We start from the raw sequence: 24,086 nt of genomic DNA, 5'->3' as shown, positions 1-24,086 counted from the left end.
GGTTATGTCAGAAGAACTGTTTCTTAAAGAGCAGTTCCTGACAAAATGATTTATGTAAAACTGTAGATTTTAAAAAAGAATTTAGATTGTAATCTCGAAAAGGCAGTGGGGGTGTCCGGTTCCATAACACTCAATTTCCAGAACACCGCACTCTTTTCCCAGCTTTTCTTTGAGGATCCCTTCAATAATTCCTTCCCTTAAGGCACAGAAGGGCTTTCCTGTTACAGGCATGGACATAGCCTTGAATTCATCTTCAACCCGAAGAACAGGAGAGTTCCCCATAATCACTGAGGCACGGCAGTCTCCATGAAATTCCAGAAAAACTGCAATCTCATTTAGCAGGTCTTCAGGAGTACTGGATTCAAAATTACAGGAGAGATGCTTCCCGATATCGACCCCGATCATCCTTACAACAGGGGAATTATCAATCCCGTAAGCTTCAAAACCGTACCGAAGCGCATGAATAAGGGCTTCCATAAAGCGGAACCTGTCGTTTCCGCTTGCAGCTACTGTATCAAGCAGACTCCTGTAATGACCTAAAAATGGCTCCTGAGAGCAGCCCATATAATAGGAAGTCAGGGAATAGATTTTTTTACGCCGGTCTTCAGGATCAAACTTTTCTTCAACCAGTTCGCATGATCTCAGGTCATTAAGATGAACTGAAATGGTTGATTTGGCTTTTGCCGTATATTTTACGATTTCATCAAAAGACTTTGGCTCTCCCCTGAGAAGATTCAGGATCTGGAGTTTAACAGGGCTGTCTACGGCTACAAGCCCTTTTTCGGTATAAAAGAATTCAGTCTTGGTCTCAGGTTTTGCCATAATATCTTTAGGTAAGTTGTATTTTGAATATATAAAACGTTCGCGTGACTACGAATAATCAAATATAATATATAATAATACAGAGATAAAAAGATATTAAAAAAGAGCGGTGGAGCGAGGAGTATTGAACAAAATTAAGCAGACAGGAATGAGCGGAAAAGCAAATGAGAAGCAGAATGAAATAGAGTACTGATAAACTAAAAATAGAACTCCAGCCAAAATACACAGGATGAAAAGGGTGCTGCGAGAAATAGTGTAGAAGGTTTTCTGAAACCCTTACCCAATAAAAGCAAGAAAAATAAATCCAGCCCGTAGACGAATAATTTTTGAAAAAAAATCAAAGGGGAAAACACATGGGATTGATCTCAAGGATGGAAACGGTGTTCAAGTCCAAAATGAACAAAGTGCTTAACAGAATGGAAGACCCAAGGGAAACGCTTGATTATTCCTATGAGAAGCAGCTGGAACTGCTTCAGAATGTAAAAAGGGGCGTTGCAGAGGTAACGACGTCTAAAAAGCGCCTCCAGCTCCAGAGGGCAAAACTGATCCAGAGCAATGAGAAGCTTGAAAAACAGGCGCGTGAAGCAGTTGCAGCCGACCGTGAAGACCTTGCAAGGCTTGCCCTTGAAAGGAAGGCTGCCCTCCAGCAGCAGGTAGACGGGATTGACAGGGAAATTGCCGAGCTCGAAAAGCAGGAAGAAAAGCTCATTGCAGCAGAAAAGCGCCTTTCAACAAAGGTCGAGATCTTCAGGACAAAAAAGGAATCTATTAAAGCCCAGTACTCTGCTGCTGAAGCCCAGGTGAAAATTAACGAGTCAGTTACAGGAATCAGCGAGGAAATGGCAGATGTAGGCCTTGCCCTTGAAAGGGCTGAAAATAAAACCGAAGAGATGAAAGCCCGCGCTGAAGCTATTGACGAATTGATGGAAGCCGGCACACTCGAAGACCTTACAGGCGGCAGGGACGATATAGAACGTGAGCTGGCAAAAATCAGCACCCAGACCAGTGTAGAATCTGAACTTGCTAAACTCAAAGCCGAAGCAGGCGGAAAGACAAAAACTTCTGAAGAAGTTAAAGGCCCGGAAGGGGGAAAGGAGGTCTGAAAATGATTATAAGGATTATGGGGGAAGGCCAGTACAGGGCGCCTGAAGCTCTTTGCGAAGAATTAAACGAGATAGACAACAGAATAGTAGCCCTTGTTACGGAAGGAAAAAATGAAGAATTCCGTACAGAACTTGCAAAACTGATTTCCAGAATAAAGGAAAAAGGAGAAGCAATCGGGACAGAAGAGATAATGGAGTCAGACATTATCGTGCCTCCGGAAGACCTGAGCCTTGAGGAAGCAAGAGACATATTTAAGGGATCAGGGATATTTGAAGATTAAAAACCGAAGGTTAAAGAACTTTAATTTCTGAAAAGAAAGCCGGAATTTGTAATAAGAGCAGAAGCAACTATTTTTTCTGTTCTCTTCTTTTTATCATTTTTAAAAGGCAGCTCTTGTTTGTCTAGAGGGACAAGTCTGCTCACTTCTTGAGATGCCTGTTCAATTTTATGCCTGCTCATTTTTCAGAGCATCCATCCGAATTATGTCTCTGAATTTAATTGTAAATTTCGTACCGTTTTCTCTTTTCAGCTCAAGGCTTCCTTCTATCTGGTCCACAAGAGCATTCACCAGCTGTAAACCGAGAGTTCCCGGAGTTTTGATATCCACTTCTTCAGGAATGCCTTTTCCGTTATCTGCAAAAACGAGAGTAAACTGCTCATAAATACTCTGTTTTTCACCGGAACCTTTCTTGAAAGCTGTTTTATCCGAAATTTCTTTTTCGTCTGCAGCTTCACCGGTTTTTTCCCTGAAAAGTTCGATTTTTATTTCCCCTCCCCCGTCCTGGGAAAAAGCATATTTGATGGAGTTGGTGAAAAGTTCATTTATTATAATACCCAGAGAAACTGCTGTGTCAACCCCGAGAAAAACATTATCCACATTAAGGTGTACCCGGATATCCGAACTCTCGGTACTGTAGGATCTGCGGAGGTCAGTTATTAACTTGCAGACATAAGAAGAGAAATCGAGAATGTCAAGATTTCCTGATTCATAAAGTTCTTCGTGTATAAGCGACATTGACACAATGCGGTTTTCACTCTCTTTGAAAGCCTCGGTAATCTGTTTATCACTGAACTTCTCAGCCTGAAGGTCCAGAAGGGATGAGACAATCTGAAGGTTATTCTTGATTCTGTGGTTGATCTCTTTTTTCCGGAGCTTTTCGGCTTTCCCAAGGGCTTCTTCTGCAAGCTTCCTTTCAGTAATGTCAATGACAACACCCTGGAAATAAATAGCTCTGCCCTCTTCATCCCTCTGAATGAAAGTTCTCTCATCGACCCAGCGCAGTTCTCCGTTTTTTGTGAAAATACGGTAGTCCATTTTGAAGCCGTCACAGTTATCCGCTACACAGCGGTCAAGCCGTTCAGTTACGTTTTTTATATCATCCTCGTGGACTATATCTCCGTAGAGGATTCTTCCAGAAGTGAAGTCCTCAACCTCATACCCTAACTGGGAGATATTTTCAGATACGAAATCGGCAGGCCATTTATCCTCATTACGCCATAGAAAGACGATTGCAGGACTGTTATTGATTACTGTCCAGAGCACTTTTTGCACTTCAAGGGCTATTTTCAGTGCTTCTTCACTTTCCCTGAAAACACATATTCCTGGAATCATCCCTGTAAGCTCCCCGGATACTCTCGAAGATCTTCCTGTTTTTCTTTTGTAAATAGATGTCAGTCCCTTTGGGATTACCTCTTCCAGATCATGCATGGAATGTCCTGCAGTTTTTTTGTTTAAAAAATTAGTGGATTTTCCGGGAGTAAATTCTTCACTGTAGTTTTGAATAGACGGGAGCATGTCTTTAAAATAAGAGGGATCCGGGATATTCTCGAGAAGGGATTCTAAAAGAAGTATCCGGTCCTGAATTCTGGTGTTAATTTTCGTACATTCCTGAATTTTAAAGACAAGAGACAGGATATACCTTAAAAAACGTACCTCTTCAGGGGAAAATTCACCCAGCATGGTCCTGTAAAGTGTTATAACCATACTGGTTTTTCCCTTTTTTCGTGTAAGAACACTTATCCCGCCCGCAAGTTCGTCAAACTTCTCAGGCCGTCCTATACATCCAATTTCCTGAACAGAGAGTGGATTTTCCAGAAGATCAGCGCAGCCGTGAGAGAGCCTGAAAATTCTGCAGAATTCGGCTTTGAGGGCAGAAGCTACCTTCTCTGCAGTTCGGTTCATCAGGATTTGAAGAGATGCTTCTTGCTGTTCTTCCTCCATAAATAATGTTTTCTTACTTGCTGTCATTGAGATAGACCCATCCAGTGAATGTGTAGATATCCGTTTTCTGCCTTTCGAGAGTGAGCGAATATTCTTTATATACCATTTACTTCAATGTTTAAACTTCTTTCTTCCGTGTCTTTATGGAATAAATAAAGAATTCAAAACTGAAACTGAAAGCCTGTGGAGAAGAATCAAAAATCGTGAGGTCTCCTCTCTCCATTTATTGCTGCAGTAGTAATTATACAAGACTCCCCCATGTGTTAATAACATATTATGGTGCATAGATATTGAACAATCTGTATAAAAAAGATCTCATTTCATACATATTTATTAATAAGGTAAATAATTAAATTCCCAGATAATGTGAAGGAATTATTGAAAACCATAATCAAGAGAATCTCTCAAAGAAGGAGTTTTTTTCTGCAAACAGCCATTTTAGACGGGTATAATCGAATAATTTTTATGGGCTGCCTCAGATCTTAAGTTAGAAATGAAACTTGCATGAGATAAATTCCTTGAATAAAAAGAAAACGCCAGGTGAAAACAGAAACTCAGGTGATAAATTTGTCAAAAAAACAGATACTGCTCATATTCCTTCTAGCGTCCTCTCTTATGGTTTCAGGCTGTATGGATGAAGAAGGAAAAAACCTGTCAATTTCGGGGAATAATACCGAAATAAATATCAATTTATCCAAGCAAGCCGAAGGAAGCTGGTGCCCTGCAGGATCCCATATCCAGGTGAAAAATCCAACCACAGGAAAGGTTCTGAATATGACAGTTACCGGCACTGAAGAGTTCGAAAACGAAACCTTTTGCAAAGCCATGATAGAGACTGGAAGTGAAGGAAATACCACCAGATTCGAGTACATGTGGTCACAGGACAAAAACACTACAGTCTGGACAAAGTACGATGAAGAAGGAAAGATATCGTTGAGATATGTGCACAGATAAACATATCACCGCATTTTTTCTATGATTTCAAGCCACAACTTGAAGATATGTTTTTAGCAAAAAATGTTCTCTTTTCTCTGGAACTTTCTTTCTCTCAGTACTTCTCCAAACCTTCTTTTCCTGCTTGGAGCAGGGATGACATTCAATGAAATAACTGGGTGTCTGTAACATGTTTGGTTTTATGAGGGAATTCCTTTTCGAAATTCTCAAGTTCTTCCTCAGCGACCTCAAAAGAACCTGAGGCGAAAAATTTTCCGGATACCTGCTTCAGACTTCCGCTGTAGAGTTCCAATGCCATAAAAGCATCGAAGTTTTCACCGGAAGATGTTTGAATGTCATATTCTCTGGTATTTCTGAAACCGAACCTCTTATAATATTCCGGATTGCCAAAAAGAAATATGGCTTTATATCCCAGCTGCCTTGCTTTTTCAATAGAACAGTTCATCAGTAAAGAGCCAATCCCTTTTTTTTGATATGAAGGCAGTACTCCAAGCGGACCCATGCACAGTACTTCGAATTCATCGTTTTCATCATTGACCACTTTTGCTCTGGAATAGATTATATTGCCCACGATTATGTCACCGTCACATGCAACATAATCCAGTTCCTTTACAAAATCAGGTGATTTTCTCATATTGTGGGCAATAAGATGTTCGTCACATCCCGGTTTATACAGATCCCAGAATGCTTCTCTTATCAGAAATTCCACATTTCTAAAATCGCTCTCATCTTCCGGGCGGATTAAAATATCCATTATTATCTCCCTCTTTTTCAAAATGAGAATGCAAATGTTTCTAAAAAATTTAATCTTTAAGCTTTAATCCAGCTTTTCTCCTTCCACATAGCACCCGAAATAGGTATTTTGCTCCACTTTTTTAAGTATACTGTTTATGCTTTCCAGTGCAGCTTCCATCTTTTCCATCCTCTTCTCGATCTCACCCAGTCTGGCAAGAATTTCCTGGTCTGCAGTCATATTTTCATCTCCTTATTATATACGATAGCTAGGGAAAAATTCTAACGTATATTCAAGTATGCTCTGCAATGTTCATATAATCAACGCGAAGATTCACTTCTGAGCCAGTTTAAATAAAATCAGGACTATATTTTCAGGGAGACAGAGAAACATGGGGGGAAGATTATTACGCTGAGAATTGCAGTAACTGGCAGTCCTGGAGTGGGAAAATCGACAGTAGTGGCAAAAGTCACCGAAAAGCTTGCAGGACATCCGGGCTTCAAAATTGGCGGTATCCAGACTGCTGAAATACGAAAGGAAGGGCATAGAGAAGGTTTTTCAATCCAAAACCTTGCAACTGGAGAGACAGGGATGCTCAGCCACATCAAAGGCAAAGGACCCGGATTTGGGAAGTATCGCGTAAATCTGGAAGATCTTGAAAGGATAGGGGCAAATGCCATCAGGAATGCCCTTTCCTGTGATCTTGTCGTAATCGATGAGATAGGACCTATGGAACTTATATCAGGAGCTTTTGCAGCTGCTGTGGGAGAGATTCTGGAATCTGATAAACCCATTCTGGCTGTACTCCATCATTCAAGCAGACACCCGCTTGCACAGAGGATCAGGAAAGAGTTTGAAGTTTTGACAGTTGACGAGAAAAACCGGAACGAGTTGCCTGAAACAATCTTTAACTGCTTTGCCAGCCAGCTTTTCTGAATCGAGTCGCAGGTATACCCTACCCGCAGGTATAGCCTACCCGCAGACAGATCTTTTTCTCTGAAACAATATGCCATATAGTTGCAAAAAAGCCTCTACAAGCTTCTGGAATTCCTTTTCAGAAAAAAGAATAAAGAAGATGTTTGGAAATTAGTTAAGATAGTTTTAACTCATTTCAGCTGCGGGTTTCTTAAACAAGAAGCAGCCCATTCTGCCAGTCACAAATTATTCTGGTAGCTGTCCTCATTTCATCGATCTCGCCTTTTTTCTGCAGGAAATTGCACTTTCTGCCTATCTGTTCCAGGACTGGGTAAGAGTCCTGGGTTTCAAGGGTAATACTGTAAAAGGACTCAAGAGCTGCTTTATTTTCTACAAGTATTTTTTCTATTATTTTAAGGGCAACTCCGATAGGGTCCCGCAGGTGGGTTGCATCCTTCATCCCGAGAAGTCCCTGCACATATTCATCATTCTCATCGAAGGGAATGACTCCGGGCGTATCCATAAACATAATATGCGAACCTGCATTCACATGCTGCACTGCTTTTGTGTGGCCGGATATGGGAGATGTGCTCGCCCTGTGCCTGCCTGTAACTCCATTGATAACTGAGGATTTGCCCACATTGGGATAGCCGAGTGTACCTACAAGGATATCACGCCCTTTTATGCAGGCGGATGCAAGGATCTGGTGTCTTAACATGGTTGTTCCGGATCTGTCTTTGCTGGATATGAATACCGTGGGAGCAATTCTGGACAGGCGTGCTTTGGCTTTATCAAGTTTTTCTTTTGAGACAAGGTCGCACTTGTTGATGACTATTATAAACGGCTTATTTAAGCGAATAATCTCTTTTTCAACCTCACTGTTTCGGGTCTCGTCCGGAAACCGGGCGTCTACGACCTCAAGAAGGACATCAGCTTTATTTATGACATCCCTTACCAGAACTTTGTAGCTTGTCATCGGCAGTGCTATGACAGAATAGAGATATAAGGGTATCTTTGAATACAGAGAAAAAGAACCTGTCTCAGCTTCAGGCTATATCTCTGCAGGTTTTCAGCTTTCGACGGTCTGCTTTTCCAATCTCTGCAGAACAGGTTCAATTTTTTTCTTTCTGTTTACTGGCAGTTCAATTCTAAAAGATGATCCTTTCCCTTCCTTACTCTCTACAGATATGCTGCCACCGTGCATTTCAACATACCTTTTTACAAGGGTCAGCCCCAGTCCCGTACCTTCGAAGATGCGGCTTAAAGAAGGATCAAGCTGGACAAAAGGCTTAAAAATGTTATCAAGGTCATCCTCAGGGATACCTATTCCCGTGTCTTTAACCGTAATAATTGCAAGATTCCCTTCCTGCCTGGAGGATATTTCAATCGAACCTTCTGCAGGAGTAAACTTTACAGCATTACTTAATAAACTGGATATAATTTTTCTGAACTTATTTTCATCGGCAGAGATCCATAAGTCCCTATTTTCAGAATTGTAATTGAATTTAATGTTTTTCTTCTGAATCTGCGGAAGGGAATTTGAGATAACCTTATTTATGGAATCATCGACCGAAAACTCCTCTAAATTGAGATCAGCCTCACCTGCTTCAGCTTTTGATAACTCCAATATGTCATTGATAATATTAAGGAGGTTTTTACCGCTTGTAGAAATGAACTGAGCATACCTGGACTGCTTTTCGTTCAGAGGACCTGCAATTCCTTCCTTCAGCAGATCCGAAAAACCGATTATAGAATTCAAAGGAGTCTTCAATTCATGACTCATGTTAGTCAAGAATTCACTTTTAGTGCGGTTTGCCGCTTCAGCAGCAGTCTTTGCACATATCAGAGCATCCTCTGCTTCTTTTCTGGCGGTTATATCCCTTATAACCACAATATTTGCGGGCTGATTCTGGTAGATTATTTTCGTACCCAGCCCTTCAATCCAGAAAGGCTCTCCACTGGCAGAGATTGCTCTGTAAACGCTGAGATAGCCTCCCTTATCATTGAGCACATTTATCTGGTCTGCAATTGCCTTGGGTACGGATTCAGGAGCCAGGTATTTTGTAATGCTCTTACCGGCTACATTTTTGAGATCAAGACCAAACATTTTTCCAACAGCAGCGTTTGCTGTTATAACCTCCCCTTCGAAATTAAGTATCAGTATGCCGTCGAGAGTATTATTAACAAGGGTACGGAAGTTCTCTTCACTTTCCTTCAATGCCTTTTCAGCTTTTTTACGTTCCGTAATGTCCCGGATGTACACTATCAGCCTTTCTTCATTCCCCAGTTTGAATTTTCGGGTTGCAACTTCAGAGGAAAAAAGCGTACCGTCTTTTCTTTTAAATAATCTCTCGACTATCTTATCGCCGGTAATTTCGCTGCCGTTTGCAGCATCAGGAATGATTCTATGAAAATCCTCAAGAAGAAGATCAATTAATTTCAATTCCAGGATCTCTTTTTTATCGTACCCGAAGATCCTGCAGGCTGCCCCATTACAATCAACAATTTTTCCGTTATTTGCCCCTATAATTATACCGTCAACTGATAATTCTACAACCTGTTTGAATTTTTCTTCCGATTCAGCCAGTTTTCTTTCTGCTTTCTTACTGGCAGTTATATCGTAGACATTAGTAAAAAAAAGTTCTTTGTCTCTGATAGAAATTGCATTAATATAAACCTCTACATGCCTTATTTCCCCACAGGCAAGCTTATGGCAGGAATAGAAATTGCCTTTTTTTTCGGAAAACACCTGCTGGCAAATTTCTCTGTTTCTTTCTGGAGATAATACATTAATATCAAATATTTTTTTTGCAGTAATTTCCTCGTAAGTATACCCATAGTAAGCGCATGCAGGCTCGTTTGCATCTACAATAAAATAACTGGAAGGATCTATCAGGAGGGTGACAGCCGGGCTATTGTTGAAAAGCTGCTTATACCTGTTTTCGCTTTCCTGCAGAGCCTCATAATTCTTTTTTATCCTGATTAAAGACTTGATCCTTGTTTTAAGCTCAAACCTGTCTATTGGCTTATGGATGAAGTCATCAGCCCCGCATTGAGTTGCTTTCACTTTGTTCGGCTTCTCAAAGAAACCGGAAATAATGATTATAGGTATGAACCTGAATTCAGAATCATTTTTGAGTATGCTGCATATCTCATAACCATCACATTCAGGCAGCATCAGGTCTAATAAAATCAGGTCCGGAAGTTCAGCTTTCACAAGTTCAATGGCTTCTTTCCCGGCATATGCAGGAATTGGAAGATATTCATCTTCAAGCTGCAGGCATAGTAATTCTACCTGATCCCTATCGTCATCAACGATGAGAACTTTTGGTTTATCTAAAACGTTCAATTCCATCATCTTGAATTCCATTTTTCATGATTTGAGGTGCAGCCACAAAAATCATGTAGTAACTATCTATGGTTCCAAACTTATTTAATATATTTGCCCAATTAAGATTAAATAATTAAAATTTTAGAGTATCAATTACTAAGAAATTTTTAGAAAATTCAGGATTAAACTGCAAAAAACACATTGCTATAACCTGTAATAAATATTAGAATATTTTAGTTAATTCAATATATAATTATTAAGACATATATCTGTTTTTGCGCAAAACAATAAAATAAAAAACTAAAAGTTTAAGAAAATCAGGTTGAATCTCAGTTCAGGTATTCCTTAATCAATTGTGGGCTGGGCTGCAGCCCGGAGTTACACCGTTAAACAGTATTGTACAAAACCTCTAAACAGAGCTTTAAAATTTACTCTGACAAACAGAGTAAACAAAGAACTTATGCTAGGTTTGAAATATTTAATCTCAACAATTTTTTTGCTTAGAGACAATTTTCCACTTAAGTAATTTAATATAGTTAGAAAAAATATTTAATTTCAGCATCAGCTACACACATTTTAACATTATCTCTGAATTGATGTCAGTAAATCGAATATCAAGTCTTAACTGCAAGGAGAACCCCCATGAAAGTATTGATTGTAGACGACGACCCCTCATTTTTAGAGATATCAAAGACGTTTTTAGAAGTCTTCCACAATATAGACTCCGATACTGTTGACTCTGCAGGAGAAGCTCTCAATATGTTAGAGAAAGATTCCTATGATGTGATAGTCTCGGACTATGATATGCCTGTTATGAACGGTATTTCATTCCTGAAGACTATCCGTGACAAGAGAATAAACATTCCTTTCATTCTGTTTACGGGAGTCGGAGAAGAACTTATGCATCAGGCAATACAAAATGGTGCAAATTCTTTCATTCTGAAAACAAGTGACCCGAAAACTCAGTATACAGAGTTATCAAAACAAATCTGGCAGGTTGCAAATAACAGTGCAATAATTAATCCAAATGCCTGAACCTTTTTATTAACGTTTCCAGGCACAGGAACCAATATTCTTCTCTTTAGCATGAAAGTGCTCTCAAGTACTTCCATTTTGGGCATGTTATTCGAAGAATATCATGCGCGTATTTTTGACCGGACATTAGCTCCACATAAACTGATATAGTACAGAAGGAGATATAACGACTGACATTAAGCGTATACGACAGACAAATCTGAAAGCCGAAAAAGGGCTTTAATCTGCTATTGATAAAAAGTAAAGAGAGATAATAAGAACATGCAGGGTGCTTTCACAAACAGTATGGATAAAGAAGCTGCAAGACAGACGAATGTTGTTATAGTCCGGTACGGGGAGCTTGCTCTCAAAAGTCCTGGAGTCAGGAACTGGTATGAGAAAATACTTATGAAAAACATTGCCGCAATGCTGGACTCAAAAAATATTCCATACTCCCTCATGCGGAGAGAATGGGGCAGGATATTTATTGAGACGACAGATCCGCGTGCTGCTCAGGCGGCTGCAGATGTTTTCGGGGTCGTCTCGACATCCTCTGCATTGATAACAGAACCAAACCTTGAGAACACAGCTAAAACCTGTGCCCTTGTTGGAAAAGACCTTATCCAGGAAGGTGAATCTTTTGCCATCCGTGCCAGAAGAAGTGGAAAGCATTCATTCTCATCGGCGGATATTGGGAGAGCATGCGGAGATGCTGTCTGGGATATGCTTGAAAAAGAAGGAAAACATCCCAGGGTTGACCTGAGTTCTCCGGATAAGGAAATTTTTGTAGAGATGAGGCAGGACCTGGCTTACGTTTACCTGGAAACAGTTAAAGGAGTGGGAGGGCTGCCCCTGGGCACGCAGGGCAATATGGTAGTGCTGATGTCAGGAGGCATCGATTCTCCGGTTGCTGCATGGCTTATGATGAAGCGGGGCGTGATGATCACCCCTGTTTACTGCAATACCTCTCCTTATTCAGGAGATGCTGCCAGGGAGCGGGCTTTTGACTGCATCCGGCAGCTTCAGGCATGGGCTCCCGGTCACCAGTTCACTACCTACGAGATTCCCCATGGTCCCAATCTCAGGTCCTTCATAAACGCCTGCGATCGAAAAAATACCTGCCTTCTCTGCAAGCGTATGATGTACAGGGAAGCCTACGAGGTCATGAAAAAAGAAGGTGCAAGCGGAATCATTACCGGCTCTTCCCTGGGGCAGGTAGCCTCCCAGACTGCTGCCAACATGCACGCCGAGATTTACCAGCTTGCGATCCCGATTTATCACCCTTTAATTGCCTTTGACAAGAGCGAGGTCATGGATATTGCCCGCAAAATCGGAACCTATGACATCTCTACAAGGTCGGCAGGAAACTGCACTGCAGTCCCTGAGCGTCCCGAAGTAAAGGCAAACTATGACCTTATAGTACTTGAAGAGAAAAGACTTGACATCGAAACTATGGTCAGCGAAGCTTTGAAAGCAGCAAAGGTCCTCAAGCTCTGAACAAAACCCACTTGAATAGAGAATTTTAGCATTAATAAAGCCTGAATTCTCTCATATTTTATAGAAAAGGATTTGAGATATACCCAAATGGGTATATCCGCTTTAAACTGCCACAGGATTTATCCATCGCTGCTTAAAGTTTCAATCTCTTTTTTTTCTGCCCTGTGTTTATGGAGGGCCATCTCAATATTGCTGTGCAGGTCTTCTTCTTTGAAAGGTTTGGAAATGTATCCTGCAGGCTCTGTCATTTTAGCCCTTTCAAGAGTTTCGTCATCAGTGTAAGCAGTCAGATATAGCACGGGAATTTTAAGGCGGGATTTTATTTCACGGGCAGCTTCAATACCGTCCATGTCCCCTTTCAGCATGATATCCATCAAAACAAGATCTGCGTTCGTCAGCTCTGCTTTTCTTATCGCTTCCTCTCCTGTGGATGCAGTACCGGGTACAGTGTAACCCAAATTTTTGAGTTTGTTTCTGATATTTAGAGCGACGATGTTCTGGTCTTCAACAACCAGAATTTTTGCCTTTTTCATCATATCTCCCCTTTAATGCTGGATAAATTTTCAGATGACTGTCAGGGATCCTTAAACCAGATTTTGAACGTGGTTCCTGAACCGTTTTCAAGTTCAATTGTACCCTCCAGCTGCTCGACGAGTATATTTACAAGTTGCAGACCCAGAGAATCCGTGCTCCTGAAATCAATGTTTTCCGGAAAACCCAACCCATTGTCCGAAACTACCAGCGTATACTGAATATTTTTCTCAACTGAACTCTTAGAACCAATATTATTAGTGATATTACTTATACTTTTATTCCCGGCATTCCCTTCTGTCCTGCTGAGCTTGATGCAAATATTTCCTCTCCTGCCTGCTGGAAACGCATGCTTCAGAGAATTGGATACGAGCTCATTGATAATAATCCCAAGAGGAACTGCAGTATCCATTCCCAGAAAAATCTCTTCGATGTCGAGCTGCATATCAACATCTCCTTTTCGGACAATGTATGAGTGGAACAGTTCCTCTGTCAGTTTCTGGAGGTATGCCGAGAAATCCAGAGTATCATTATTTCTTGACCTGTACAGTTCTTCGTGGATTATTGCCATTGTAGCAACGCGGTTCTGGCTCTCACGGAAGGCTTCCAGAACATCCATATCTTTAAATTTCTCTGCCTGAAGTTCAAGAAGGCTTGAGATTACCTGAAGATTATTCTTTATCCTGTGATGTATTTCCTTTTTACGGAGTTCCTCAACTTTTGCGAGAGATTCTTCAGCTTCTTTTTGCCTGCTTATGTCATAGACTGCACCCTGAAGAATTCTCTTTTTGCCCATGGAGTCCGAAATATTCTGAAAAATTTCATGTACCCACCTTGTACTTCCGTTTTTATGCACTATTCTGTAGTCGTGTTCTATGAAAAGAAGGGGATCTTCTACCAGTTTCTTCCTGTTCTCGAAAAGTTTTTCTCTGTCATCGGGGTAAACAAGCTGGTACCAGTCAATTATTCCGGAGATCAGGTCTTCCTTTCTGTACCCCGTAATTTCTTCTACATTGCCGTCTACAAGAATCGGAGCAAAGTCAAGTCCCATCTGAAAAGCTATTCCTCTAAAGTTTTTCATGAAGGAGACGTAACGCGCTTCACTTTCCTTCAGTTTTTCCGAAGCCAGTTTTATGCCCGTAATATCTTTCATTACGCCTAAAGACTTTATAATGCTTCCGTCTTCGTTTCTCAGATAAACCCCGCTGTCTTCCACATGGATATAGTTCCCGTCCTTCTTCCTGAATCTGTACTCAATACGAAACTTATTCTCGTTTCCGTGGCAGGCTCTGAGCTCATTCAGAGCTCTTTCCCTATCTTCAGGATGAATATGGTCTGCCCATGCAGAATAATCGAATTTTATAAATTCTTCTACTGTATATCCTGTAACATCCTGAATAGCTCCTGCCCACTTGATATTCCTGTCCCCATGGTCATGTTCAAACACTATCTGCCCTGTTTGTTCTGCAGCTATTCTGAATCTTTCTTCGCTCTCCTGAAGTTTTTCCCGGGCAGATCTTTTCTCTGTGATATCTTTTATCACTCCGGCTGTCATATACACACAGCCATTTTCATCTTTCAGGTAAACTCCCTCATCCTCAACATAGAAGTAAGTCCCATTCTTTCTCCTGAACCTGTAGTTCTGATGGAATTCACCTCCATGCTGCATGCAATATTCGTGAGCATCCCTGACTCTCGGGAGGTCTTCAGGATGAATCATATTCATCCAGCCGTCAGTCCTGACTTTCTGGAATTCCTCATTACTATACCCTGTAATTTGAGGAATTGCTCCTGCCCAGTCAATTCTGTCTTCCCTGTAGTTATCGTAATACAGAAGCATTTTAGTCATTTCTGCAATTAGACGATAGCGGCTTTCACTATTTTTCAGTTCAGCATGGGCGAGTTTCCTCTCAGTGATATCTTTTATAACCCCAAGAACCCGATATATACCTCTGTCCCTGGCTTTCAGGTAAATCCCGCCGTCTTCAACGCAGATATATCTCCCATCTTTTCTTCTGAATCTGTATTCTTCAAAATATTTGCCCCCGTTTTTAATGCACTCTTCATGCGTTTTTACTGCTTTATCCCGGTCATCAGGATGAACATGCTGAACCCATACCTCAGGAGTGAATCCCTGAAACTCTTCAAAACTATATCCTGTAAGTTCTTCAATTGCCCCTGCCCAGGAACTATGGCCATTTTCAACATCATAATCATAAACAAGCTGTCCTGTCTGTTCAGCAATTATACGGAACCTTTCCTCACTTCTTTCAAGAATCTCACGGGAGAGTTTTCTTTCAGTAATGTCTTTTATTACCCCCACAATCCGGTAAACCTTATTAAAGTTATCCAGAAGGTACATACCACTGTCCTCTGCATAGAAGTAGCTTCCGTCTTTCCTTCGGAATTTATATTCTTCAAAGTATTTGCCCCCGTCTTTCATGCATTTTTCATGTACTTTCCATACCCTTTCGCGGTCTTCAGGATGAACATGTTCGATCCAGCCTTTCAGGTTTACCTGCCTGAACTCTTCAGGGGTATAGCCGGTAAGCTGCGGGATTGCTCCTGCCCAGTCAATTAGATCTGATTCTGTCTCATAATAATAAACCAGCTGTCCGGTTTGCTCGGCAGCAAGCCTGTATTTCTCTTCGGTTTTTCGGAAAAATTTCTCAGCCTCTTTCCGCTGAGTAATATCCAGCATTACACCCACAATTCCAGCAATCTCTCCGGTACTGTCTTCGTAAGTAGCTTTATGGAAAAGAAAATCCCGAACAACACCATCAGCACAGATGACTTTGGTCTCAAAATAGTGACTGCCCCCCTTTTCGAGAAGTATTCTGTCATGTTTGTAATAAATGTCAGCAAGCTCCTTTGGAACTTTTTTATGGAACTCAGAGAAAGAGCCTCCTATGACTATCTCCTTGGGAAGCCCCATTATTTGCCTGGCAAAGTTTTCGTTACAGTTTACGTAAATTTCATTAAGATCTCTCTGAAATACAGGGCTTGGAATGCTGTCAAGAAGTACCTCAAGAAACTGGAGATTGTTCCTGAGGATTTCTTCAACCCTCTTTCTCCCCGCTATTTCATTTTTAAGTTTTTCATTTAGTTCAGAATACTCAATGGTCTTCAGTTTGACCAGTTCCTCATGCTGGAACCTGAATTTTTCTTCAGCCCGTACCCTGTAACTGATATCAAATCCATAAATATCTACATAATCGCCATCCGGACTGGCGTGAAGCATCAGAGAATACGTAACTTTTCCTGCATTGATTTCAAGGTGTTCGGGACCTTTCTGAGAAAGAGTTCTTTTAATATCGTTCCTGAGGAATTGAGGGAGCTCTTCTCCTTCCTTTATGCCCCAGTATTCAAGAAGAAAGAAGGCTGCTTTATTTGCATAAAGGACCTTCCCGTTTGGATCTGCTCTGAGAACGGGGTTAGGGTTCTCCGCAGGAGAATGATTTATCATGTTTTCCTGCATTCCTATAGAGATTTCCTTTTCTATTTCCCCAGTTTCTTCTTTTCTTTCGGGCAACCTGTTACTTTTAATGAATACCAGTCCCCCATTTCATTCTTTGCCTGGACTGCAGGTTTCAGGTGAGAATCAATTTTTTTTCGCTCAAAAAAAGGGTTAAAAATAGCCATTGCGGATTTTCCATTTTTTTTCCGCTATTTATTCCCTTAAATCCCATACATCCGGAACATTATCGTAAAAAGATATAAGCTGGTCTATAATGAACCCCATTATTTAAAAACTATATGATGTGTTTCCACTTTTTGAAAAGTTCGGATTCATGTTTTTCAAGTTCAGGTTCCACAAGTATTTTTCGGGACGAAAAGATCCAGTGAACTTTGAAAAATATAAAAATATTTGTTTATTATTTTTCTGCAGAGAACCTGATCAAAAAGGGAAAACAAAAGAAATCAAATTCCACTGGCAGAATCACAAAAGATCGCATAAAAAGGGAGTTGAATTGAGATCTTCTGTAAAGAATTGCCCTGGAAAGAATATTTGTTAATATAGTGGCCAGGGGGAGCTTCAACTTTCCCTGGCCATCTGAGGGGGTTATTCTAGCGTGGGATGCCCACACCAATATTTAAAAAGAGTTATTTGTATTTAATTCTTTGCTATTTTTATGAAGTTATATAATAAATAACTCTCAAAATACGCATCTATTGAATGAAATACTCCATGATAACAAATCAAATTTTTTTGGAAATCAGGAAACTAAAGATATTAAATTGACAAAACAGTAAAGAAAGAGAAGAATTTGAGGGAGAATCCACAAGTCAGCCGCCAGACAAAGATCTGGCTGTATTCTCACCGCAAAAACCAGCAAGCTTAATATACCTGTCTCCTCTATTTTATTTCAATCCAGTTATTTATTGGGTTTCAGCTCTTGCTGTGGAAAAATCATTTGAATTAGAACCCAATATTTCCAGAATAACGGGTTCTAAACAGCACAAAAAAGACGTCATAAGACAAATCTTCCAGGATTAGCCTTCCAGTAAGCTTTTGAGAAGATTTGAGCAAATATGAGTTTCCTGGAAACTTTTAGGGAATGAAATCAGGTCTAAATGGATATTATAGGTGAAGAAGAAATAGAACACCCTGATGCAAAAAAAATCTTGTCCTGGTGTCCTCAAAAAACGGAGACAATATTGATGAGAAAAAATACTAGAGACTCTGGAATTGATATTATTGGCGAGGTACCCTGGGGAACACACTTCTGCCAGTTCTACCAGACAAAAGAAGACCTGATGGATATACTTATCCCTTATTTTAAAGCCGGGCTGGAAAATAACGAATTTTGCATCTGGATTACCTCACCGCCGCTGGAAGTAGAAGAAGCAAAGGAAGCTTTGAGAAAGTCCGTTCCTGATTTAAACACCTATCAGGAAAGAGGGCAAATAGAAATTATTCCCCACAGTCACTGGTATGTAGATATATTAAACTCTGAAAAAGCAATGAATAGATGGCTTGAAAAACTTGACAGGGCTTTGACCAGTGGTTATAAAGGCTTGAGGCTGGCAGAGGATACTTCAGAGATTAAAAAGAATTGGAGTGGTTTCACCGGCTTTGAGGAAAATCTGGATAATTCGCTGAAAAACCGCCCGATAATGGCTCTATACACCTATTCTCTCGACAGGTGCAGTTCAGCTGAAATAATAAACGCGGCTTTTAATCATCAATTAACCCTTATCAAAGAGAAAGGAAAATGGGAAAAAATAGAGGGTTCCAACCGGCAAAATATCAATAATCGCAAACGTGCCGAGGAGGAGCCACAGAAGAGTGAACAGCATGCCAGGGTAAATCTGGAAGGAATTATTTCGCCTGAGAGGGAAATGGAGAATATTGGGCTTGCTGATATCGTTGATACCAGGGCGATACAGTCCCTTATGGATGATTTCTATAATTTTGCTCACATTGCCATGGCCCTGGTAGATCTCAAAGGCAATGTTCTGGTAAGCGCCGGATGGCAGGATATCTGCACGCGGTTCCACAGGGTTCACCCTGAAACCTGCAGGCACTGCGTAGAAAGCGATACGAAGCTGTCTTCAGGAATTCTTCCAGGAGAGTTTAAGCTGTACAGGTGCAGGAACAATATGTGGGATATCGCTACTCCTGTTATCGCGGGCGGCCAGCACGCAGGAAATATTTTCTCAGGGCAGTTCTTTTTTGAGGACGAACCTCTGGACTATGAGCTTTTCCGATCCCAGGCCAGAAAATACGGCTTCAATGAAGAGGAATACATAGCAGCGCTTGAAAAAGTCCCGAGATTGAGCTCGACGGTTGTGGATACCTGTATGGCCTTCTTCATGACGCTTGCCAACATGATCTCGCAGCTAAGCTACAGCAATTTTAAACTGACCAGGTTGCTGGCAGAACGCGATGTACTTGTAGAAGCACTGCGGGCGAGTGAGGAGCGCTACCGATCTCTATATGAGAACAGCCTCGACGGAATTTTGCTTACAAGACCAGACGGCACTATTCTCTGTGCAAACCCTCAAGCATGCCAGATGTTCGGCATGACCGAAGATGAAATTATACAGGCTGGAAGAGAAGGTATAGTAGTCAATGATGAGAAGCTTGCGGCTGCACTTGAGGAAAGAAGGCTGACAGGCCGGATGAGGGTTGAACTGATACATAGAAGAAAAGATGGGTCAACTTTCATCTGCGATACAAGCTCTAAACTCTTTGTAGATGCTGATGGCAGTATAAAAACGAGCCTGATCATTAGAGATATCTCAGAACGCAAGCGAGTAGAGGAGGCGCTCCAGAAGAGTGAGATGGAGCTTGCGAGAGCACAGAAAGTCGCTCAGGTCGGCAGCTGGACCTGGGACCTTATTACTGACGAGGTAACATGGTCTGAACAATCGTACCGGAACTACGGGCTGGCGCCGGGAGAGGTTAAGCCCTCTTATGAGCTGTTCTTAAGTTTCATCGTGCCCGAAGACCGTGAAAGGGTCGACAGGGAGATCCAGAAGGCTGTAGAGAGCGGCCATAAGTATAACATCACCTACAATATCATCCGCATTGATGGTACGCCGAAAATCTTATTGAGCGAAAACGAAATCGTCACGGATGAATCTGGCAAGATAGTTTTGATGTATGGAACCAACCAGGATATCACCGAGCGCAAAAAAGCAGAAGAAGCCCTAAAAAAAGCATATGACAATTTAGAAAAATTGGTTGAAGAAAGAACGAACCAGCTTGAGAAGGCTTACAATTCATTGAAAATAAGTGAAAAAAGTCTTTCTGAAGCTCAAAAGATGGCTCATATTGGAAACTGGGAATGGGATATTATAAACGGGGAGCTGCACTGGTCTGAGGAGATGTATCGTATTTTCAGCCGCGATCCTCAGGAATCAGTACCATCTTACAGTGAACTTTTAAATTATGTGCACCCGGACGATCGAAACTATATGGAGAATGCCATTAAAAAAGCTTTAAAGGGAGAGCCGTACAGCATTGATTACAGAATTATCACAGCCGGTGGAGAAGAGCGCACAGTCCATGCACAGAGCGAAGTCATTTTTGATGAGAAAAATATTCCTGTAAGAGAGAAGGGAATAGTTCAGGACATTACTGAGCGTATAAGGGCTGAGAAAGCTCTGCGTGAGAGTGAAGCGCGCATGCGCCTATTTTACGAATCGGATATGCTTGGCGTTTGTTACTATAATGTGGACGGTTCGGTCACAGATGCCAACGACAGGTTTCTGGAAATAGTCGGTTACACGCGCGAAGATTTGCAGGCAGGAAAGGTAAACTGGAACAAAATGACACCGCCTGAGTACCGTTCCCTAGATGAGCAAATCATCGCGGAACTGAAAAGCACCGGTCTAAAAGGACCTAGAGAGAAGGAATACATCCGCAAAGATGGCTCACGTGTGCCTGTGATTGTGGGGGCAGCTACTTTCGATAAGGTGCGTAATGGAGGCACAGCTTTCGTTCTCGACATTACCGAGAATAAAAAGACACAGAAAGCTCTTGCAAATATTGAGATTACCCGTAAGAAAGAAATTCATCACAGAATTAAGAATAACCTGCAGGTTATCTCTTCCCTTCTTGACCTTCAGGCTGATAAGTTTGATAACCCGAAAGTAATTGAAGCTTTCAGAGAAAGCCAGAATAGGGTTGTATCTATGGCTCTTATCCATGAAGAACTTTATAAAGGAGAAGGGACCGATACACTGGACTTTTGTGAGTACATTAAAGAACTAACTGAAAATCTTTTTCGGACATACAGCCTTAGTAGCAAAAATATTGACCTGAAAATGGATCTGGAAGAAAATGCATTATTTAATATGGATGTTGCTGTCCCATTAGGAATAATTGTAAATGAACTCGTTTCCAATTCCCTTAAACATGCATTTCCGGATAGAGACAGAGGAGAGATCCGGATCGAACTCCGTAGAGAAGAAAATGGCGGACACAAAAAGAAAGGCAATAAGGCTACCAGTTTTATTCTGAGCGTTTCAGATAATGGAATAGGCATTCCTGAAAATCTCAGTATCCAGAATCTTGACAGTCTGGGCATACAGTTGATAACCGCTCTTGTAGATCAGATAGACGGGAAATTTGAACTAAAAAGAAATAATGGAACAGAATTTACTATAAGGTTCACACTGGCAGAAGAAAATAATCAGATATCAGCACCAGTTCTGCAATAACTGATTGATCAGGACCTGTATTCGTACTTGTTAGATACGGATCCTCACAAAAATTAGTATCAATAAGGACTGACAAAACTTAAAATGGACCCGGCGGGATTTGAACCCGCGGCCTTTACGTTGCGAACGTAACGATCTTCCCCTGATCTACGAGCCCTTTTGCGAAAAAGAGAATGATGAAAAAAGTTTTCCGGAAACGTTATCCGGTTCTTTTTTCCTTCTCAGATACGGTAGGCTTCAATGACCTGAACATTCTCGACGCCGGAAACTTTTGCAAAGGCTTCTTCTGCAGGTTCAGTTCCGCCTTCTTCGTCGTTAACGATCAGTGTAACAATCAGAGCCTTTAATCCGAAAGCTATTGGCTCTTCGACTATGTCCCCGTGAAGCTCGGCTCCTGCTGGAATTACGGCTTTGAGCTTCTCTTTCAGCCCTACAAGGTCGGTGTCAACACTTTCTGGCATGATTTTTATTTTTGCTGCAACATCACCCATTTCAATTCCTCTTATATTTTATGATATCTGCAAACCAGTTTTAAGCTGAGTTTACAATTTGCGTCTGGATTTTCTTGAACTCTGTCCGAAATCACGGAGCTTTGAATCCGCACTTCGGGCAGGTGTATACGTTACCCTGCTGCCTGCAGCTTGTACATCTTCCGATCTCTTCTCCGCACTGGGGGCAGGGGAACTTCACATAGCCTTTTTCCACAAGGCGGATTCCGCACGAGGTACAGTATTCAACTTTCTCTGATGACATTTTTCTTCTCCTTAATCGTTCCTTATAGTAAAACGCAATGAATTAACCGGTGAATCAGGCACCTTCCTTAAGCTTCAGTATCCTGCTCTTATTCGGCACCTGTATTAACATCAACAAATCTGGTGAACTGAATGTAATGATGCTTTTTGGACACGGTTTGCTTCTCTCCCTAGTCATATACGATATACAATTTAAATATTCCCCTTTACCACCGTACAGGGCACAGGCTTCCCGTACACTGCCTGAATCACTCTTTCCGGGAATTTTCCATTTAGAATTAAGCATTCCATTCTGTTTTTTTGAAGGAATCCTGGAAGAGAAAGATCAATGCAGCTTTCAAAATTTTCAGATAACTCCGAAGTAAAGATTTCTCTGCTAATTTTTCCTTCCCTGAATATCCCGTCAACATCCGTAGCCTTAATAAACAGGGCTCCTGTCTGCCTGGCTACCCATGCAGCAATCGTATCAGAGGTTACGTCCCATGAGTGGGGCAGAGGGTCTTCTGCCTTCAGCAGCCTGTAAGGAAAAAGAATTGAAACTCCCGGAGGCAGTTCTTTTATTGAATCCGTGCCTGCTGCACAGCTTTTGTCCTGCAGATAACAGGCATACTGCTCCATTCCAAGTATCGCCATCCAGTGAGCTGCATCGTCTCCGAGCCCAAAGCTCTCGTCAGCTTTTCTGACGGCATCAGCGAATATCCCTCCACCGGGAACTATAAGGATGAAAAAAGGTATTTTCTCTGAACCAGGCCTGTTGGGAGCAGTTTTACCACTCCCCATACCAAATTCTTTTACGAGCCTGTTTACAAGTTCAGGAGCTTCCCGGATCAGGCTTCCTCCTACCTTAATAACCACTCTTACAGGTTCCATATGCATTTCTTATCCTGCATTTCTTATCCGTTGCAGTTTGTTCAAAGCAGCTTTCAATTTCTTCTATTTCCTCGATTTCTTCTTATTTCCTTAAAAATACAGGGTATACAGGCTATTCAAGCCTCAGTTTTTTGAGGTCTCAGCTTCCAGCAAACAAGCGGCAGCATATGCAGGAAATACCTTTGAGATATCTTCTCCCCAGTGCCCGGCAACAGAAATACATTCAAATCCGAGCCTTTCTGTGGCTTCAGCTATAAGAAATTCCCCAAGGCCTGCTGCTGCAATCTTTGTAAGTCCGTTCCTTTTCGCAACTTCAGAAATAGCTTCAGCAAGCACAGAAACCTGTTTCTCCATTACCTGTTCTGCGATATCGTGTATCTCCTGCTCCCCTACCTCTGAAAGATCCGCACAGACCAGCCTTGCGATCCTGCGCATGGAATCTGTTCTGCTCCTGCCAGCCCCATCAGCAGTTTCACATGTATACATCCCTTCATCAATGTTCCCGAGAATTAAATAAGCATCTGCTGTCGTTGCAAAAAGTTCCGAAGATGTTCGGCATATGCCTTTCTTGAGAGTTACCTTTTCAAGAAGTGCCGCAAGGTTTGTCCTGAGAGTGCCTGCATATACGAGTTCACTCCTGAGAAGCCTTTCGAAGTCCGTATGCCCTGCCCTGTGCTCCCCTGAAATAATAGGAATAATATCACTTGTGGTACTGCCAACATCAACAAAAATACAGTCTCCGATCTCTTTTCCTATCAGCCTGGCTGAGGCTGCCCAGTTTGCGGCAGCAAGCTCTCTGAGGGAATCGGTTTCACTCTGGAACTTTCCCTGGCTGTTTATATACGAGACTTTTTCGGAGCCAAAAGCAGAATCAACAGTTTCTTTTATGAAGCGGATGCCCTGGTCTTTATCTTCAAAGCAATCCGCGAGTTCTCCTGTCATCACAACAGCGACTTTTTCAGGTTTCAGCCTTTGAGAGATCTCTTTTAAGACTTCCGGAAGCCTGGTGTTTTTCCAGAGCGGCAGGTAATGAAGTTCCACAGCAGTTCCGTCCGAGGAAGCAAGTTTTGTGTTCGCCCCTCCAATGTCAAGCCCTATGATTTTTGAATGCATTTCAATTCCTTTCCGTGTATTTTCCAGGTCCGTAATTCTCCAGATAGATAAAACCGC

19 protein-coding genes and 1 tRNA gene are annotated in these 24,086 nt (G+C 41.6%); 7 read left to right on the top strand and 13 right to left on the bottom strand.

What is annotated here, in order from left to right; all coding sequences use genetic code 11:
• Positions 1–81: 81 nt before the first annotated feature.
• Positions 82–822, bottom strand: coding sequence for a transcriptional factor MsvR (msvR, locus tag PLL47_RS04820; RefSeq protein WP_324445066.1), 741 nt, complete (start codon positions 820–822; stop codon positions 82–84).
• Between the two features lie 353 nt (positions 823–1,175).
• On the opposite strand from msvR, the gene PLL47_RS04815 reads away from it, so the two are divergent.
• Positions 1,176–1,925, top strand: a complete 750-nt coding sequence (locus PLL47_RS04815) for a PspA/IM30 family protein (RefSeq protein ID WP_324445065.1) — start codon at positions 1,176–1,178, stop codon at positions 1,923–1,925.
• A 2-nt stretch (positions 1,926–1,927) separates the two neighbouring features.
• Positions 1,928–2,206, top strand: coding sequence for a PspA-associated protein PspAA (pspAA, locus tag PLL47_RS04810; protein ID WP_324445064.1), 279 nt, complete (start codon positions 1,928–1,930; stop codon positions 2,204–2,206).
• Between the two features lie 165 nt (positions 2,207–2,371).
• Here pspAA and PLL47_RS04805 read toward each other — a convergent pair whose 3' ends face one another.
• On the bottom strand, positions 2,372–4,174 hold the full coding sequence (locus tag PLL47_RS04805) for a histidine kinase dimerization/phosphoacceptor domain -containing protein (RefSeq protein ID WP_324445063.1): 1,803 nt from the start codon (positions 4,172–4,174) through the stop codon (positions 2,372–2,374).
• Between the two features lie 531 nt (positions 4,175–4,705).
• Here PLL47_RS04805 and PLL47_RS04800 point away from each other — a divergent pair.
• The gene (locus PLL47_RS04800; RefSeq protein ID WP_324445062.1) at positions 4,706–5,101 is read left to right on the top strand and encodes a hypothetical protein; all 396 of its coding nucleotides are present in this window, start codon (positions 4,706–4,708) and stop codon (positions 5,099–5,101) included.
• Positions 5,102–5,243: 142 nt separating this feature from the next.
• Here the strand turns inward: PLL47_RS04800 and PLL47_RS04795 are convergent, their stop codons facing one another.
• Together PLL47_RS04795 and PLL47_RS04790 are read right to left on the bottom strand one after the other, a co-directional pair.
• Positions 5,244–5,855, bottom strand: a complete 612-nt coding sequence (locus tag PLL47_RS04795) for a GNAT family N-acetyltransferase (RefSeq protein WP_324445061.1) — start codon at positions 5,853–5,855, stop codon at positions 5,244–5,246.
• Positions 5,856–5,918: 63 nt separating this feature from the next.
• Positions 5,919–6,074, bottom strand: coding sequence for a hypothetical protein (locus tag PLL47_RS04790; protein WP_324445060.1), 156 nt, complete (start codon positions 6,072–6,074; stop codon positions 5,919–5,921).
• Positions 6,075–6,203: 129 nt separating this feature from the next.
• Between PLL47_RS04790 and PLL47_RS04785 the strand changes: the two genes are divergently transcribed.
• A complete protein-coding gene (locus tag PLL47_RS04785; protein WP_324445082.1) occupies positions 6,204–6,770 on the top strand; it encodes an NTPase in 567 nt (188 codons plus the stop codon).
• A 190-nt stretch (positions 6,771–6,960) separates the two neighbouring features.
• Here the strand turns inward: PLL47_RS04785 and PLL47_RS04780 are convergent, their stop codons facing one another.
• Together PLL47_RS04780 and PLL47_RS04775 are read right to left on the bottom strand one after the other, a co-directional pair.
• Complete coding sequence (locus tag PLL47_RS04780) at positions 6,961–7,725, bottom strand: GTPase (protein WP_324445059.1); 765 nt, start codon at positions 7,723–7,725, stop codon at positions 6,961–6,963.
• Positions 7,726–7,818: 93 nt separating this feature from the next.
• Positions 7,819–10,107, bottom strand: coding sequence for a PAS domain S-box protein (locus PLL47_RS04775; RefSeq protein ID WP_324445058.1), 2,289 nt, complete (start codon positions 10,105–10,107; stop codon positions 7,819–7,821).
• Between the two features lie 615 nt (positions 10,108–10,722).
• Between PLL47_RS04775 and PLL47_RS04770 the strand changes: the two genes are divergently transcribed.
• Positions 10,723–11,115 carry a response regulator gene (locus PLL47_RS04770; protein WP_324445057.1) on the top strand — a complete coding sequence of 131 codons (393 nt, stop codon included), beginning with the start codon at positions 10,723–10,725 and terminating at the stop codon, positions 11,113–11,115.
• Positions 11,116–11,376: 261 nt separating this feature from the next.
• On the top strand, positions 11,377–12,591 hold the full coding sequence (gene thiI / locus PLL47_RS04765; protein ID WP_324445056.1) for a tRNA uracil 4-sulfurtransferase ThiI: 1,215 nt from the start codon (positions 11,377–11,379) through the stop codon (positions 12,589–12,591).
• A gap of 119 nt (positions 12,592–12,710) precedes the next feature.
• Here thiI and PLL47_RS04760 read toward each other — a convergent pair whose 3' ends face one another.
• Together PLL47_RS04760 and PLL47_RS04755 are read right to left on the bottom strand one after the other, a co-directional pair.
• Positions 12,711–13,124: a response regulator gene (locus PLL47_RS04760; RefSeq protein ID WP_324445081.1), complete on the bottom strand. Its 414-nt coding sequence runs from the start codon at positions 13,122–13,124 to the stop codon at positions 12,711–12,713.
• A 41-nt stretch (positions 13,125–13,165) separates the two neighbouring features.
• Complete coding sequence (locus PLL47_RS04755; protein WP_324445055.1) at positions 13,166–16,654, bottom strand: PAS domain-containing protein; 3,489 nt, start codon at positions 16,652–16,654, stop codon at positions 13,166–13,168.
• 1,130 nt (positions 16,655–17,784) lie between these two features.
• Between PLL47_RS04755 and PLL47_RS04750 the strand changes: the two genes are divergently transcribed.
• Positions 17,785–21,294, top strand: a complete 3,510-nt coding sequence (locus PLL47_RS04750) for a PAS domain S-box protein (RefSeq protein ID WP_324445054.1) — start codon at positions 17,785–17,787, stop codon at positions 21,292–21,294.
• An 85-nt stretch (positions 21,295–21,379) separates the two neighbouring features.
• Here PLL47_RS04750 and PLL47_RS04745 read toward each other — a convergent pair.
• The 5 genes from PLL47_RS04745 to PLL47_RS04725 all read right to left on the bottom strand — a co-directional run bounded on the left by PLL47_RS04745 (position 21,380) and on the right by PLL47_RS04725 (position 24,029).
• A tRNA-Ala gene (locus PLL47_RS04745) sits at positions 21,380–21,451 on the bottom strand.
• A gap of 64 nt (positions 21,452–21,515) precedes the next feature.
• Complete coding sequence (locus PLL47_RS04740) at positions 21,516–21,785, bottom strand: elongation factor 1-beta (protein WP_324445053.1); 270 nt, start codon at positions 21,783–21,785, stop codon at positions 21,516–21,518.
• A gap of 91 nt (positions 21,786–21,876) precedes the next feature.
• Complete coding sequence (locus PLL47_RS04735) at positions 21,877–22,047, bottom strand: zinc finger domain-containing protein (RefSeq protein ID WP_324445052.1); 171 nt, start codon at positions 22,045–22,047, stop codon at positions 21,877–21,879.
• 191 nt (positions 22,048–22,238) lie between these two features.
• Positions 22,239–22,922, bottom strand: coding sequence for an amino acid kinase (locus tag PLL47_RS04730; RefSeq protein WP_324445051.1), 684 nt, complete (start codon positions 22,920–22,922; stop codon positions 22,239–22,241).
• Positions 22,923–23,039: 117 nt separating this feature from the next.
• Positions 23,040–24,029 carry a hydantoinase/oxoprolinase family protein gene (locus tag PLL47_RS04725; RefSeq protein WP_324445050.1) on the bottom strand — a complete coding sequence of 330 codons (990 nt, stop codon included), beginning with the start codon at positions 24,027–24,029 and terminating at the stop codon, positions 23,040–23,042.
• Between the last annotated feature and the right edge of the window lie 57 nt (positions 24,030–24,086).

It is taken from the genome of Methanosarcina sp. (assembly GCF_035390745.1).
Taxonomy (GTDB): domain Archaea; phylum Halobacteriota; class Methanosarcinia; order Methanosarcinales; family Methanosarcinaceae; genus Methanosarcina.
Note: the sequence above shows the minus strand (reverse complement) of the source record. Positions and strands in the feature narration are given on the sequence as shown.

Bases quoted from the DNA above. Each gene is read 5' to 3' on its own strand.
- msvR (WP_324445066.1), bottom strand. From the start codon at position 822: ATGGCAAAACCTGAGACCAAGACTGAATTCTTTTATACCGAAAAAGGG.
- PLL47_RS04815 (WP_324445065.1), top strand. From the start codon at position 1,176: ATGGGATTGATCTCAAGGATGGAAACGGTGTTCAAGTCCAAAATGAAC.
- pspAA (WP_324445064.1), top strand. From the start codon at position 1,928: ATGATTATAAGGATTATGGGGGAAGGCCAGTACAGGGCGCCTGAAGCT.
- PLL47_RS04805 (WP_324445063.1), bottom strand. From the start codon at position 4,174: ATGACAGCAAGTAAGAAAACATTATTTATGGAGGAAGAACAGCAAGAA.
- PLL47_RS04795 (WP_324445061.1), bottom strand. From the start codon at position 5,855: ATGGATATTTTAATCCGCCCGGAAGATGAGAGCGATTTTAGAAATGTG.
- PLL47_RS04790 (WP_324445060.1), bottom strand. From the start codon at position 6,074: ATGACTGCAGACCAGGAAATTCTTGCCAGACTGGGTGAGATCGAGAAG.
- PLL47_RS04780 (WP_324445059.1), bottom strand. From the start codon at position 7,725: ATGACAAGCTACAAAGTTCTGGTAAGGGATGTCATAAATAAAGCTGAT.
- PLL47_RS04775 (WP_324445058.1), bottom strand. From the start codon at position 10,107: ATGATGGAATTGAACGTTTTAGATAAACCAAAAGTTCTCATCGTTGAT.
- PLL47_RS04770 (WP_324445057.1), top strand. From the start codon at position 10,723: ATGAAAGTATTGATTGTAGACGACGACCCCTCATTTTTAGAGATATCA.
- thiI (WP_324445056.1), top strand. From the start codon at position 11,377: ATGCAGGGTGCTTTCACAAACAGTATGGATAAAGAAGCTGCAAGACAG.
- PLL47_RS04760 (WP_324445081.1), bottom strand. From the start codon at position 13,124: ATGAAAAAGGCAAAAATTCTGGTTGTTGAAGACCAGAACATCGTCGCT.
- PLL47_RS04750 (WP_324445054.1), top strand. From the start codon at position 17,785: ATGAGAAAAAATACTAGAGACTCTGGAATTGATATTATTGGCGAGGTA.
- PLL47_RS04740 (WP_324445053.1), bottom strand. From the start codon at position 21,785: ATGGGTGATGTTGCAGCAAAAATAAAAATCATGCCAGAAAGTGTTGAC.
- PLL47_RS04735 (WP_324445052.1), bottom strand. From the start codon at position 22,047: ATGTCATCAGAGAAAGTTGAATACTGTACCTCGTGCGGAATCCGCCTT.
- PLL47_RS04730 (WP_324445051.1), bottom strand. From the start codon at position 22,922: ATGCATATGGAACCTGTAAGAGTGGTTATTAAGGTAGGAGGAAGCCTG.
- PLL47_RS04725 (WP_324445050.1), bottom strand. From the start codon at position 24,029: ATGCATTCAAAAATCATAGGGCTTGACATTGGAGGGGCGAACACAAAA.